Origin of the sequence: Streptomyces sp. NPDC058001, assembly GCF_042886315.1 — a bacterium.
GTDB lineage: Bacteria > Actinomycetota > Actinomycetes > Streptomycetales > Streptomycetaceae > Streptomyces.
The window spans coordinates 515,829-530,173 of sequence record NZ_JBHVQT010000008.1 but is presented as its reverse complement, the minus strand read 5'-3'; the positions used below and the strand labels follow the sequence as shown (position 1 = coordinate 530,173).

The window sequence follows — 14,345 nt, the reverse complement described above, 5'->3', positions numbered from 1 at the left end:
GACAGGACCCTCGATAAGTCCCATCGTTGCAGGTCAGCAGCACTCTCCGCTTATTTGATCAAGACCCGGACAGGCCCACTCACGAAAGCGCGAGGTTAGTCCCTGGCCGGGAACCCGGGTGACGCGGCCGGCCCACGGTGCTTGGGCAGCCCGATGGGATGCCAGGTCCGTTGGGCCGCGCCACCCGCGGTGGTTCACGCTGGGGCAGGCCGCCGACGCCGCCAAGTACGGATGGTCATACGGGAGTCCGGCGATTCGCCACGCCACGTTGTGGGGGCCTCGTCAGTGTGATTTGGCGGACGAGTTGGTGGAAACAGGCAACAGTGGCGATGGTGGGAAGGCTCGCTACGGTCGCACCGGTGAGGGTGCGGGGAGCCTGGTCGATGCAGAACCCGATGGCGAAGACCGAGAAGAGAAGGACCACGCACCAGGCGTGTGGTGCGCGGCGCTTGTTCAGCGCGGCGTGCAGGATCGACAGGGAAGCGACCAGCCAGGGCCCGTACACAAGGAGTGGCCACCAGTCCGCCACCTCGGACGGCGCGTCGGCCCCCGCCAGATGGCGCAGCGGGTCATGGGCCACGGTCCCTCCGAGCGCGCCGACCACGGTCATGATGACGACCGTCATGACGGTCGTCACGCAGCTCAGCATTTCACCCCGGGTGAGTTTGCGTCGTACCTCCTCTTTCTGCGCTTTAACCTTCTGGCGACGATGGCGATGACGTTGGTGGGGTAGCGAGACGCCCCTCGTCGGGGAGCCGACCGTGAGCCGATCTGCTCCTTTGGTCTCGACGGATGTTTCGAGGAGTCGCCTCAACTCCGTGTCTGATCTCCAGAACTCCTGGACACTGTCAAGGCCGGGAATCGTGGATTCGAGCGTATCCAGGTTATCGGCGGCAAGCCATGTGTCAGGGGGTGGTACCGCGGTGAAATCCCTGCTGCCGGCATCCTGAAGGTAGGGATAATCCCACACGTCATGCATCGTGGATCCTGTGATGCGTGAAGGTGCCCTCGATGCGGGTCATCATTTCCGCGAACCGCTCAAGGTCCACACCGCAGTGAAGGAGTGGGACCCGCTCACCGTCACGTTCGAGGTAGGCGTTTTCCTGTTCACCGGCGGATCCGAATGAGGCCGGAATCAGCACCCATCCGCCGAGCAAGGAGCCGGACCTGGTGATGGGAACTGGTGATGCATATTTCACCGTGAGTCACTCCAGATGTGACATTAATTCGTTCTCGCGTGCGCGCGAGGGACGGCAGTTTTATATGAGGGAAACTTGTGTGGCTTCAAGCGTCGGGAATGAGCGGGCCCCGGCCGACTCAAGAGGGGGTGTCGGCCGGGGCCCGCGTCTGGGGGACCCCCCGTTGATGTCCCCCAGTCGGGGTGGTTTCGGGGGACGCAAGCCTTGACGATCCTTTGGTCCAGTCAAGTCTGAGATTTTACGAGAACTTACATGAGGTTGCTCCATTGCTTTGATCCGCGGGCCACGCCAGGTGATGCCTGGAAATGGCGCCGACCGGCGGATCCCGTCCCCTCCCGGAAGAGTTTGCCCAACGACGCTGACGGCCGGATTGCTTTTCCGCCGGCCAGGTAGGTCGAACGGCAGCCGTCTGTCGCAACTCTCCCGGGAGGGGTGGGTAGCCCACCGGTGTGGATATGCACAGCAAATCATTGTAGGCGAATAAAAATCAAGGCGAGCAGGAGTAGTCGTATTAGGTGCAGGCATTTCTTGCGAACCTCGGGTGTACCACCCCTTTGTGCCAACCCCGTAACCCCCGACCGCCCTGACCTCCTTTTGGCAACACCATCGAAGGATTCAGGGAGCGAGTCACGGCCTTACCGCCTGGTGGATCCCATGCGCCGGGGGCGGAGCGAGGCGCTGAGCTGGGCGGCGGCGCCTTCGGGGCGAGGGTTTCGCACGCCGGCGCGAGCGGTCACCTGAGGGTCATTCGGTCAACGCGGTTCCTTCAGGAATCGATTGACCGCCTTCGCGGTACGTGACCACGCGACCCGTTGCTTCATTTCTCTCGACTCGCTCCTCGAATTCCCGTACCACCGGCTCATGGCGGTGCTTCCTCAGTTGGGACTGGAAACTCTTCAAATATCCCTTGCTGAGGTCTGACCGTAGATGAGCGTGCAGGGACAATGCCTGGGAGGCCGTGTGGCAGGCCGCACCCACTTCCCGGTCCTGAAGCTGCGCCATGGCAAGCAGAAGGAGGTCGATGGCGCGTCGGCGCACTCGGTGTTCCGGATGTCCGGCAAGTGCCTCCTGTGCTTTACGCACGGCGAGCTTGGGCTGCCGGAGGTCAACATAGCAATGGGCCAACTCGTCGGCGAGATAGGCATGATCGAAGTGACGGATCCACTCGGGTTCGTCGACGGGGTCGGCGCGTTCGAGTATTGCGGCAGCCTTGCCGGCGGCGAGGCTGCACGACCGTGCGTCACCGATGCGCGCGTACCCGCGGGCCTCTGCCACATAGAGGCACGCCTGGGTGGTGAACGTCGCCTGATCGCGTGTACCTTCCTGGGCCACACGTGCGAGTTGGGAGACCTCCCGTGGATAGCCGAGGGAGGCTGCGAGATGACTCATTCCCGCCGCCAGGACGTAGCCACCGTAGCCACGATCACCCGCGGCCTGGGCGAGACGCAGGGCTTGGATGTAATAGCGCTGGGCGAGTCCGGGTTTTCCGTTGTCAACCGCCATATAGCCCGCGAGTTCAGTCAAGCGTGCGCTCGCGGCGAAGAGTTGGGACCCGATGGTTTGCCGGTATGAGCCCTTGAGCAGGCCGGAGACGACACTGTTGAGGTAATGGACGGCGATCGGACGTACGTGTCCACTACCGAACCTGTGGTCCAGATCGGCAAGGTACCGCGTGGTCTTGGTCATCAACTCGATGTCCGCACTACCGACCAGTTGGCCCCCGGACCGGGACACCGCGGAGTCCGGATGGGTGATCAGCCAGTCACGGCTGGGCCCCAACAGCGCGGACGCGCCCACGACGGAGCCCGCGTGCACATTGCGCCCCGTGGCATCGGAGTGCCATAGCTCGATCACCTGGTCGACCGCATGAGGAAGGGCGCGGGCGAACATCAGCCCCACTCCTGATGCCTCCTGCTGACGGTTGTTCGCCATACCGATGTCCTCGACCGACACCGTACGTCCGAGCTGGTGACTGAGCACGTCCGCGATGATCGTCGGTGTCAGACCGCGGGGCTGTTGCCCTCGCAGCCAGCGGCTGACCGACGTCTTGTCGTATCGCAGGTCGATACCCCGCTCGGCACCGTACATATTGACTCGGCGCGCCAATCCCACATTGGAGCAGCCTGCCTCATTGATGGCGGACTGGAGTCGTTCATTGGGTTGGCGTTCCACGAGCGGTCGCGCCATGCTGACGCCCTTTCTTGAGTGCAAGGCTGACTAAGGGTCAAGGTCTATGTGTGCCAAAGGATTTTCGGGCACTGAATACCAACGCTGGTATATGCCCGGGGGATACTGTCAAGTTCGCTGCCGTGCGGGCTTGTTGGTGCGCGGGGTGGGTCAAGGGGCGCACTCCGGCCGTTTCGCTCTCGAACCCCCGCGTGAACGCGTGTGTGAATGGCCTTTGTTGAGCGATGAGGGGGCGCGGGGCGCGCCTCGGTGAAGCCGCCTTCGGGTGAGCTTGTCAAAGCGCTCGGACAGGCCGACTGTTTGATCCGCGGTATGACGCGCCGTCCGACCCGGCCGAACCGCGACCCGCAGCCGTTCGTCAGGAGTCCGACGTATTTCCCTCGGGGGAGTCCGCTACCGACAACTGCCGCTGTCGCCCGCTCTCATGGCGGTCGCACGCGGTCGATCGATGCGTCGGCGCGAGGGAATGGTCTGTGGTCATGGCTGAGCCGTTCGTCGGGGGGTGGAGCTCCCGGGCGCGCGGTGTGGGCATCACCCATGCACAGGTGCGGACAATTTCTGATGGGCCTTGGGCGCGTTCGCGGGTGTAGCGCGCTCGCGGCCGGGCAAGGCCACGTGGCAGCGCGCGCCTTGGACGATCTGGTCCGAGACGGGACGAACGCTGCCCGGGAACTTTATCGTCAGCACTGTGAGTGTTCAAGCGGCTGCGATGCGTCGCGGGCGCTGTGGCCGGCCTGCTCCGGGGCGGCGGTTGACGCGGTGGGTATCACGTGAGGGGGACAGTCGCCCACGTTGTCCGGGTGCCGTCGCGTTCCACGCGCGTGCCGAGTGCTTGGGTGGAGGTGATGATGAGGGCCAGGCCGCGGCCGTACTCAGAGGTGTTGTGCCAGTGGTCGTGGCCGGTGGGCTTGTTCCCTTCGTCGTTCACCTGTACCTGGAGGTATTTTCTGTTCTTTTGCAGGTTGGCGGTAATGATGGTGCTGCCGGTGTGGACGATGGCGTTCGTCGCCAGTTCCGTCGTGATCAGCAGCACGGTATGGCGTAAATTCTCATCGGTGAGGCGTTGATGAACGAGCCATAGACGGGCCAGGTGCCGGCAGACAGGAACTGCGCGATCCACGGCGGGGAGACGAAACGTGGTGGAGCGCGATCGGGGCCAGGTGGCGGTCAGTCTCCGGGCGGCGGGTGTGTCAGGCCATCGTTCGACTTCCTGCGGGGAGAACGCGATACGCGCGCATGGATGTACGGGCCTCAACATGGTTCTTCCTCGGTGAGGGGCGCAGGCGGGAAACGGCGAAACCGCCGCGCCTTGCGGAGTGGCGGTCTGCCCCGCGGTTCGTGTACTGCGGGCGAATTCCGTGTCACGGGGGCCCTGTGGTGGGGAAGATCCCCCGGTGCGTAGGGCAGGTACGTCCTGTGCGAACCGGGCGCGTCAGCCGGCGCCGGCCGACGCCGGCTGACGGATCCAAATCCCTCTCACGGGGGGCCCATCGTGGCTGACCCACCCCAGCGGCCGACACGTGGCCGACGCACGTGATGGTCGGGCAGCCACCATTCCCCCGGAGAGGATGGGCAGCCCACCGGTTGGATACGGACTGTTATCCCCCCAGGTGGCATATGGCTGCAACGGTGGACGACGGGCTACCACCCGGATGGCGTACTTCTGTCCGGGTGCCGGCCCGCATGGGCCGGTCTCTCCCGGGGCCCGAGCCCGACGGTGCTTTCAGCGTCCCAACGGGCAGCCGTACGGGGGTGGTTGCCTCCCGCGGCGAAGGATTTCCGGTGAGGGGTCCGGGCTTGCGCCGGTGGCAGCTGCGCGTTCCGCCCGCTGACCTGCAACTTGCCCTGATCGGAGCCGAGTTGAGTGCGTCCGATCGGGTGATGTGGCGGCCGACTCCTTGTGATGCCATTCGCCGCTGTGGCTTTACTGGATGACGAACCGGTGGGTCGCCCATCCCTTCCCCGGGGACTTGGCCGCGACCTTTCCGCTCGACACTCCCTTCAGGTGAAGTGCCAGGCAGTCAGGGTGAGTTCTCGTTCCCCGGCAGGCTCCTGGAAAGAGGGGCTGCGCTTCCGCCGGCCGCCGTTGCCGATAGGCGCGTGCATCACCGATAGGGAGTTTTCCATGAACCGTTCCCGCTTTACCGCCGCTACCGTCACCGCCGCCATGGCCGTGGCCGTCACTCTGGGCATCGTCCCCCTGGCAGTGGCGGCTCCCGCCGCCGTGGCTGCCTCGCCCTGTGTCAACGACCTCCAGGCCGCCCAGACGTCCAACAACGCCGCGATCGCTGCCGACCTGGTCAACGACACCAGTACCGCTCGCACCCACAACCTGTCCACCGCCACTTCGCTCGTCGCGGCCATGGGCGACTGCGTCGGGCAGCCGCCGGTGGTGGGGGCCAACATCCTCACGGCCTCCGCGACCAACGCGACCGCTCTCGTGTACAACCTGCTGGGCGCCTCGGCGTCGGCCCTGAGTTCCGAGCGCGCGACCGCTTCGTCCCTCACCCAGGCGCTGGCCAACGCGACCTGACCGGTGCGCAGGCGGGTGCCCGTTGCCGGGCCCCGCCTGCCGTCCCCGCCCGGGTGCCTGCCGGGCCGGCACACACCCGGGCGGGGACGGCCCTCTCATCGCATGACAGCGACGGCCCTTTGATCGCATGACGAGGTTTCTGTGCTGATTTCCCAGTTTCTCAGGTCACTGTGCCGGGCCTGCCTCCTCTTGTCCCGGTGCCTGATTCCTACGTACTACTACTTTCAGCGCGCGGCGGAGAATCGAAGGATATGCCGAAAATGATTCGCGTGATGCTTACCGAAGGGCCGGACTGGGCTCCCGTCGAATGGGAAGTGGAGTCCGTGGAAGGCGAGTCGAAGGTAAAGATCCTGTGCGGCAACGCCTACGAGCATTTCGAATTCTCGGGATCCTGCACGGCGTACGAAGGTGAGCAACTCCCCGTGTACCGCTGGTGCCTCCGTACCTATGTGGCCGAATAGGCCGGTTCATAGCTCCTGAAGGGAATTTCCATGATCAATCCATCGTCACCTGCGGGTGACTCGTGAGCCGGCGGACCGGAGGACGGGCGCGGGACGTGGTGGTCACCGGCATCGGACTGTGCCTTCCGGGCATCCAGTCCCCGGTCTTCAGCGCCGACGACCTCTGGCAGGTGGCCTCCAGCGGAATGTCCTGCCTCATCAAAAAGGGTGTCTACTACGGCACGGTAGGTCTGTCGGCCGAAGCGTTCGAGGAACGAGCGCCCGGCATTCCCGAGTTCTTCTCCCGCCACTACACGGATGCCCACCGCTTCGGGCTGGTGTCGCTGACACAGGCGTGCGCGGACGCGGACCTGGATGTCCACAGTGATCTGGAAGAGGCCGCCGTCCTCGTCGGCCGTGGCGGTGTGGACGCCAACATCGACAGCTATCTCGCCGTCCTGAGAGCCGATCCCGCGACCCTTCCCGTCGCGGAGGCGATGGAGATGTTCGTCGCGGCGGAGCAAGCTGTCACCCCCTCGGATGTGGCCCTGGTGCAGGGCGCGCTCACGCGGTCGAGGGGCGCCAACTTCACCGTCTCGTGCGGCTGTGCGTCCTCGGCCCTCCAGATCGGAAACGCCCAACGCATGATCGCCGCGGGCGAGGTCGACATCGCCGTGGTGACGGGGGTGGACGTCTTCAGTGTCACGCTCATCCGCAACATCCAGCGACTGCTGAGCGGAGCCCAGCACTCGTACGAAGCCCTGCGGTCCCAGGACATGCCCGCGCTCCTGCCGTCGTTCGACTCCTTGATGCGCCCGTACGACCGGCGTGCCGACTGCATCAATCACGGCGAAGGGTCCGCGACCCTCGTCATGGAGAGCCGGGAACACGCCTTCGGCCGGGACGCCCGTCTCTACGGCCAAGTCCTCGCGCAGGCCACCACCCGGGACGGTCTTGCCAACCCACTGGCCTGTGACGAGACCGGAAAGGCGCTGGTGTCGGCGGTACGGCGATGCCTCGGTGACACCTGGGAGATCGGACAGGTGCCCTACGTCCATGGCGGCAGCGACGGCAATGTGGTGGTCACGACGTTCGAGGCGAACGCGATCAAGGAGTTGTACGGCCCCGCGTCACGCGATCTGCTCATGACCTCCCAGGAGGGCTGCTTCGGTCACAACGGCGCACCCGCGGGCTGCCTCGGGGTGGCCGTGACGCTGCTGATGATGAACCACGGGCAGGTGTGTCCCACCGCCAACTGCGAGGAGCCGGCGGAGAATCTGACCTTCGACCCGGTCCCGGGGACGGTTACCCGGCCCCTCGACTTCGACTACGCCCTCAGCTTCAACTACCAGGTCGGGGGAGTGAAGAGCGCGATCCTGTTGGGCAGCCCCGACGTGTGAATCCCCCCTGCCGGGCCGTCTCCCCTGTGTGCGGGTCGTCGCCGGTCCGAGGCAGGTGGGGACCCGCGGGAGCACGCCCTCCTGAGGCTTCCCGCAGATCGGTCCGGACGTCCGCCGCCGGCATTCGGTACGCGCTCCGGTGCGCCCTGCCGCGTGGCACACCTCCTTCTCCTCACACAGCATCCGTTCCCCCCTTCCCTCATGGACGACAAGGAGAATGCCGTGCCCCTCGACAGTCACACCACTCGCCGTGCCAGTGCCAATGGACCCATCGCCGTCATCGGCATGGGGTGCCGGCTACCCGGAGACACCGACTCCCCGGCCGCCTTGTGGCGTCTGCTGATGGAGGGCCGCGAGGCGGTGGGCCCCCCTCCGCCCGGTCGTGACCTGGCAGGACCGGGCGACGGGACGGCAGCAGACGCACAGACCTTGTACCGGCGGGGCGGGTACCTGAGCGACGTTTCACGATTCGACGCGGATTTCTTCGGCGTATCGGGTCGCGAAGCCGACGTCCTCGACCCCCAGCACCGACTCCTGCTGGAGGTCGTCTGGGAGGCCCTGGAACACGCCGGCCTGGCCCCCGACCGGCTCACCGGCTCCCCGACGGGCGTCTTCACCGGCCTGAGTTACAACGACTACATGGACCAACTCGTCGGCCTGCCCCAGGAACTGGAAGGCTCCATCCTGACGAACGGCCACTGCGTCGCCGCCGGCCGCATCTCCTATCTCCTCGGCCTGAACGGCCCCAGCATCGCCCTCGACACCGCGTGCTCGTCCTCCCTCGTCGCCTTCCACTTGGCCTGCCAGTCACTGCAGCGCGAGGAGTGCGACCTCGCGCTGGCCGCCGGCGTCACCCTCATGCTCACCCCACGCACCACCCGATCCTTCGCCAGGATGGGCATGCTGTCCCCGACCGGACGCTGCCACACCTTCGACGCCGCAGCCGACGGATTCGTCCGCGGCGAGGGCTGCGGAGTCGTCGTCCTCAAACGCCTGACCGACGCCCGCAAGGCCGGCGACCGCATCCTCGCCGTCGTCCGCGGGTCGGCAGTGAACCAGGACGGCCGCTCCGACGGGCTCGCCGCCCCGTCCCCCACGGCCCAACAGGCCCTCTACCGCACGGCGCTCTCCCGGGCCGGCATCGACGCGGCCCAGATCTCACTGATCGAAGCCCACGGCACCGGCACCCCTGTGGGCGACCCCGTCGAGTTCACGAGCCTGGCCACTGTGTACGGCAACGGCCTCTCCCCGTGCGCCCTCGGCTCGGTCAAGACCAACCTCGGCCACCTGGAGCCCGCCGCGGGCATCACCGGACTGATCAAGACCGTCCTGTGCCTCCACCATGGGGTCATCCCTCCCAACCTGCACTTCACCCGCTGGCACCCCGACATCTCCGCGGACGCCACCCGCCTCTTCGTCCCCGTCGAATCGACCCAGTGGCCCAGGAAACAGCCCGTCAGGCTGGCCGCGGTCTCCTCGTTCGGCTTCTCGGGCACCAACGCCCATGTGATCCTGCAACAACCCCCGTCCCATCGGCGGGCCGGCCTGCCCGTTCCACGTCGGCCTCAGAGCGCACCGCCCGAGGCGATCCTCGTCGCGGCCGGATCCCACCGAGCGCTGCCGGCCGCCGCCCGTCGTCTGGCCGACTGGCTGGACTCGGACGGAGCGCGCGTCCCGCTTCGGGACGTCGCCCACACCCTGGCGCTGCGCCGTAGCCCCGGTCGAGGGCGTCTTGTTGTTATGGCCCGTTCCCGCACCGAAACCCGCGACGCACTGCGGCTGTTCGCCTCCGGGCAGGCCCATCCGGCCCTGATCTCGGGCGCGGCCGATGTCACTGCCCCCCGCCGGCCGGTATGGGTGTTCTCCGGCCAGGGCTCCCAGTGGGCGGGCATGGGCCGAGAACTCCTCGCGCAGCACGGGCCTTTCGCCAAGGCCCTGACCGACGTCGACGCCCTCATCCGGGACGAGGCGGGTTTCTCCGTCCTCGACCTGATCCGCACCGGCGAACCCGTCACCGGATGCCCGCGGGTCCAGCCGGTCCTCTTCGCGCTGCAGATCGCCCTGGCGGCGGCATGGCAGGCATACGACGTCCAGCCCGCCGCCGTCATCGGCCACTCCATGGGAGAGGTCGCCGCCGCCGTCGTGGCCGGAGCGCTCACCCTCGGCGACGGGGTCCGAGTCATCTGCCGCCGCTCGGCACTACTGGAGCGGATCGCGGGTACGGGAGCCATGGCGACCGTGGGTCTGGACCACACCACTGTGGAGGCCGACCTCGTGGACGCCGGGACCCATGCCGTCTCCGTGGCCGTCCTGGCCGCACCCGGTACCACCGTCGTCTCCGGCGACGCCGACCAGATCGCCCAGCTGATCACCCGATGGGAACAGCGCCGGATCCCCGCCCTGCCCATCGCGGTCGACGTCGCGTCGCACAGCGCCCACGTCGAACCCCTCCTGACCGACCTGCACGCAGCACTCACCGGCCTGAACCCCCGTCCGCCCCGCATCCCCTTCTACTCCACCGTGACCGAGGACCCGCGGCACGGCCCTCTCCTCGACGCCGCCTACTGGTGCGACAACCTGCGCCGACCCGTCCGCTTCCAGCCCGCCGTGGCCGCCGCCGCGCAGGATCGCCACCAGATCTACATCGAGATCTCGCCCCACCCCGTGGTCACCCAGTCCCTCACCGAGAGTCTGGCCGAACTGGCCCCCGACGCCCTGGTCCTGCCCACACTGCGCCGCGCACAGGACGAAGCCACCACCTTTCGGACCCAGCTCGCGACCCTCCACTGCAACGGCGGCACCGTCAACTGGGCTCCCCTGTACGACGGCGGCTCCTTGACCGACGCCCCCACCATCACCTTCGACCGCACCCGCCACTGGGCCTCCGGCCAGGGGACATCGACCGACGTGGACGCCCTGCCCGGTCGGCACACCGAGATCCCCGGCGACCAGATCCGCCACACGTGGCGTGCCGCCGCCCCGGCCCACCATCTGCCCTGGCTCAACGACCACCGCGTCCACGGCACCGCCGTCCTGCCCGGCGCCGCCTTCTGCTCCCTCCTCCACACGACCGCCCACACCGCGCTCGGCGGCGGGGCCACGGACGTCGAGATCACCGACGTCGCCTTCCACGACCTGCTGCGCCTGACCGGCGACACCGAACTGAACACCACGCTCACCCTCGCCACCTCCCAGCACACCACGTGCGAGATCCACTCCCGCCACCCCGACGGATCCTGGCAGTTGCACGCCTCGGCCGTCGCCCGCCGGGTGCCCGTGCGCCAGACCGCCCATGCCGCCACTGTCGGCGCCCTCGACCTCAGGCACCCCGTCGCCCTCGACCCGGCCACCCTGTACGCCGGGCTGCGCGCCTGCGGCCTCGAACACGGCCCCGCTTTCACCGGCATCACCACGCTCCACACCACGGACCGCCGGGACAGCTTCTGGGCCCGCATCGACCTTCCGCCCACCGCCCGTGTCCCCGAGCACGCCCTGAGCCTCCACCCCGTCCTCCTCGACCTGTGTCTGCAACTACTGGTCGCCGGAGCCGGTCACGACACCGCACCCGCGCCGATCCTGCCGGTCCAGGTCGGCGCCCTGCGGATCCTGGGCGACCCCGCGGCGGCGGTACACGCCCACGCCTGGATCACCGAGAACACCGCTACGACCCTGGGCGGACACGTCCGTGTCCTGGACGCCGACGGGCGACCCGTCCTTGCCCTCGACGGTGTGCGCTTCGCCCGCCGCGCACCTGCCGACGGCACACCCGTCGACCAGTGGTTCATGGCACTCGGGTGGCACCGCGAGCCCCGTTTTGACACCACGCGGACCCCGCCCGGGAACTGGCTCGTCGTGGGTGAGGGAGACGGCGAAGCCGGACACCTGGCCGCACTCCTGCGCGACGCCGGCGCCCAGGCCGAGGTGCGGGAAACTCCGCTGGGCCCGGAGGAACTCGCCTCACTGGTCGACACCTTCAGCGATCACCTGGCCGCCGGTACGGCCCCCTGGCGCGCTGTCGTCCTGTTGTCCGGCACGCCGTCCGCCGATGACACCGATCCCACCCAGGGCGCACAGCGACGCGCACGGCGACTGCTCGCCTTCGCCCAGGCCGCCGACAGCCACGCCGGATCCTGGCGCCTGTACGCCGCCACCCGGCAGGCCCGTGCCGTCACCGAGGACGAGACCGGTCATCCCGCTCACAGCACCGTGCGCGGCGTGGCACGCGTCGTAGCCGTCGAGTATCCACGCCTGCGGCCCACCCTCGTCGACACCGACTTCGGAGAACGCGGGCTGCGCGCACTGGCCGCCGAACTCCTGGCCGACGCGCCCGACGACGAGGTCGCACTGCGCGATGGCACCCGATACGTCGCACGCATCGACCGCGCCCCCGTCACCCCCACCGAACGCACCGCCTGCACCAGCCGAATCCTCCAGTACGGCCAGGACGGCTTCCGGCTGCGCGTCGGACGTCTCGGCGATCTCGACAGCCTCGAACTGGCGGCGTCCGGCCGCCGTCCCCCCGGCGCGGGCGAGGTCGAAGTACGCGTCCAGGCCGCGGGCCTCAACTTCCGTGACGTCCTGACCGCCCTCGGCATGCTCGGCTCGGAACCGGTCACCCCCTACCGCATCGGCTTCGAGTGCGCGGGCGAGGTCACCGCCGTAGGACCCGGTGTGGACCATGTCCGCACCGGAGACGCCGTGCTCGCCGTGCAGCTCGAAGGTGGTGCCTTCGCCTCCTTCATCACCGTCCCCGCCGGCGCCGTCGCCGTCGTGCCGCGCGCCCTCACACCCGCCACGGCCGCCGGACTTCCCACGGCATTCCTCACCGCCTGGTACGCCCTGAACCACGTCGCACGGCTCACCCCCGGTGAACGCGTCCTCATCCACTCCGCCAGCGGAGGCACCGGTCTGGCCGCGATCGCTGTCGCCCGACTGTTGGGCGCGGACGTCCTGGCCACCGCCGGCACCGAGGAGAAGCGACACTACCTGCGCGGCATCGGCATCCGCTGCGTCATGGACTCCCGCACTCTGGCCTTCGCCGAACAGACCCGCCAGGCCACCGGAGGCGAGGGAGTCGACATCGTCCTCAACTCCCTGGCCGGCCCCGCGGTCCGCGCCGGACTCGAAACCCTGCGCCCGTTCGGCCGCTTCGTCGAACTCGGCGTACGCGACATCATGGCCGACGCCGCCCTCGGACTCGCCCCGCTGCGCCACAACATCACCTTCAGCACCGTCGATCTCATCGAACTCCAGCAGCGGCGACCCGAGTTGTTCGCCACCGTCCTGCGCGAGGTCATGGACCACCTCACCGCTGGGCGCCTCAAACCACTGCTGTGCACCGCGTATTCGCTCGACCGTGCCGCCGACGCCTTCCATCTGATGGCCCGAGCCGGTCACATCGGCAAGATGGTGCTGACCGTCCCGGACCAGGGAGAGGCCACCGCCGTCCTGCCCGATGGGCCTCCCGTCGTACGCGCCGACGGTGCCTACATCATCACCGGCGGTCTGGGCGGTCTCGGACTGGCCACCGCGCGCTGGCTCGCGGAGCAAGGAGCCGGCCATATCGTCCTCAACGGCCGCCGATCCCCGTCTCTCGACACCGCGCGCGCCGTCGAAGCCCTGCCCGCCCGGACCACGATCGTCCTCGGCGACATCTCCCGGTCCGGCACCGCCGAACGCCTGGTCAAGGCCGCCACCGAAGGAGGTGTCCCGTTGCGCGGGGTCGCGCACTGCGCCATGGTCCTCAGCGACGCCGCCTTGACCGACGTCCGCGACTACCAACTCAAAAGGGTGTGGGCCCCCAAGGTCACCGGTGCCTGGAACCTCCATCGGGCCATGGCCGACCACGCACCGGACTGGTTCGTTCTGTACTCCTCGATGAGTTCTCTGCTGGGCAACGCAGGACAGGGAACCTATGCCGCCGCCAACGCCTGGCTCGACGCCTTCGCCACCTGGCGCACCCGCAACGGCCGACACACGCTGGCCGTCAACTGGGGCCCCTGGGGTGAAATCGGGCAGGCCACCGACTTCGCGGATCGCGGTTACGAGACGATCCCCACGCGCAAGGGCATCGAGGCCCTGCACACCCTCCTCGCCCAGCGACGGGTCCAGACGGCCGTGATCCCCGGCCCACCCCGGACCTGGATCCCCCGCACGAATGCGGATTCCAGCCTCTTTTCCCTCCTCACTTCGGACGGTCTTCCGGGGCCGGACGAGCCCACGGCCGGCGACACCGGCATCCGCGCCCGTCTGGAAGCCCTGCCCGCCGGCATTGCCCGCGAGACCGCCCTGGAGACCTACCTGGCCGACCACATCCGAGCCATCCTGCGTACCGGCAGCACCACACTGGACCCGCAAACCCCGCTCAAAGCCCTCGGTTTCGACTCGCTCCTGGCCACCGAACTGCGGATTCGCCTCGAAACCGACCTCGCCGTCCACCTGGCCGGCAACTTCGTCTGGCAACACCCCACCGTGGCCTCCCTCGCCACGGCCCTGGCCGACCGCATGGGCCTGGTACCGGAAGAGAGCCCATCGAATTCCGGCACGTAGCGTTCCGCGCCGGTGTGCCTCCCGCCCCGTACTCCCC

Annotated in this window: 7 protein-coding genes and 1 pseudogene; 5 read left to right on the top strand and 3 right to left on the bottom strand. The window is 68.0% G+C overall.

Annotation, left to right across the window (positions count from 1 at the left end; translation table 11 throughout):
- Positions 1-235 precede the first annotated feature (235 nt).
- Positions 236-637, bottom strand: a complete 402-nt coding sequence (locus ACFVT5_RS22705; RefSeq protein ID WP_389890696.1) for a DUF2637 domain-containing protein — start codon at positions 635-637, stop codon at positions 236-238.
- A gap of 343 nt (positions 638-980) precedes the next feature.
- Here ACFVT5_RS22705 and ACFVT5_RS22700 point away from each other — a divergent pair, with 343 nt between their 5' ends.
- Positions 981-1,127: a hypothetical protein gene (locus ACFVT5_RS22700; RefSeq protein WP_389890693.1), complete on the top strand. Its 147-nt coding sequence runs from the start codon at positions 981-983 to the stop codon at positions 1,125-1,127.
- 885 nt (positions 1,128-2,012) lie between these two features.
- Here the strand turns inward: ACFVT5_RS22700 and ACFVT5_RS22695 are convergent.
- Positions 2,013-3,386: pseudogene (locus tag ACFVT5_RS22695) on the bottom strand (transcriptional regulator); the annotation flags it as partial.
- 766 nt (positions 3,387-4,152) lie between these two features.
- On the bottom strand, positions 4,153-4,506 hold the full coding sequence (locus ACFVT5_RS22690; protein WP_389890690.1) for an ATP-binding protein: 354 nt from the start codon (positions 4,504-4,506) through the stop codon (positions 4,153-4,155).
- A gap of 1,005 nt (positions 4,507-5,511) precedes the next feature.
- Here ACFVT5_RS22690 and ACFVT5_RS22685 point away from each other — a divergent pair.
- The 4 genes from ACFVT5_RS22685 (at position 5,512) to ACFVT5_RS22670 (ending at position 14,308) form a co-directional block, all read left to right on the top strand.
- Positions 5,512-5,919: a hypothetical protein gene (locus ACFVT5_RS22685; protein WP_389890687.1), complete on the top strand. Its 408-nt coding sequence runs from the start codon at positions 5,512-5,514 to the stop codon at positions 5,917-5,919.
- Positions 5,920-6,170: 251 nt separating this feature from the next.
- On the top strand, positions 6,171-6,380 hold the full coding sequence (locus tag ACFVT5_RS22680) for a DUF5988 family protein (protein WP_389890684.1): 210 nt from the start codon (positions 6,171-6,173) through the stop codon (positions 6,378-6,380).
- 62 nt (positions 6,381-6,442) lie between these two features.
- A complete protein-coding gene (locus ACFVT5_RS22675) occupies positions 6,443-7,759 on the top strand; it encodes a beta-ketoacyl synthase N-terminal-like domain-containing protein (RefSeq protein ID WP_389890682.1) in 1,317 nt (438 codons plus the stop codon).
- Positions 7,760-7,981: 222 nt separating this feature from the next.
- Positions 7,982-14,308 (top strand): SDR family NAD(P)-dependent oxidoreductase, encoded by a 6,327-nt coding sequence (locus tag ACFVT5_RS22670; protein ID WP_389890679.1) that lies wholly within the window; start codon positions 7,982-7,984, stop codon positions 14,306-14,308.
- Positions 14,309-14,345: the final 37 nt, after the last annotated feature.

Excerpts from the sequence above, each read along its gene's own strand:
- ACFVT5_RS22685 (WP_389890687.1), top strand. The coding sequence starts at position 5,512 with ATGAACCGTTCCCGCTTTACCGCCGCTACCGTCACCGCCGCCATGGCC.
- ACFVT5_RS22680 (WP_389890684.1), top strand. The coding sequence starts at position 6,171 with ATGCCGAAAATGATTCGCGTGATGCTTACCGAAGGGCCGGACTGGGCT.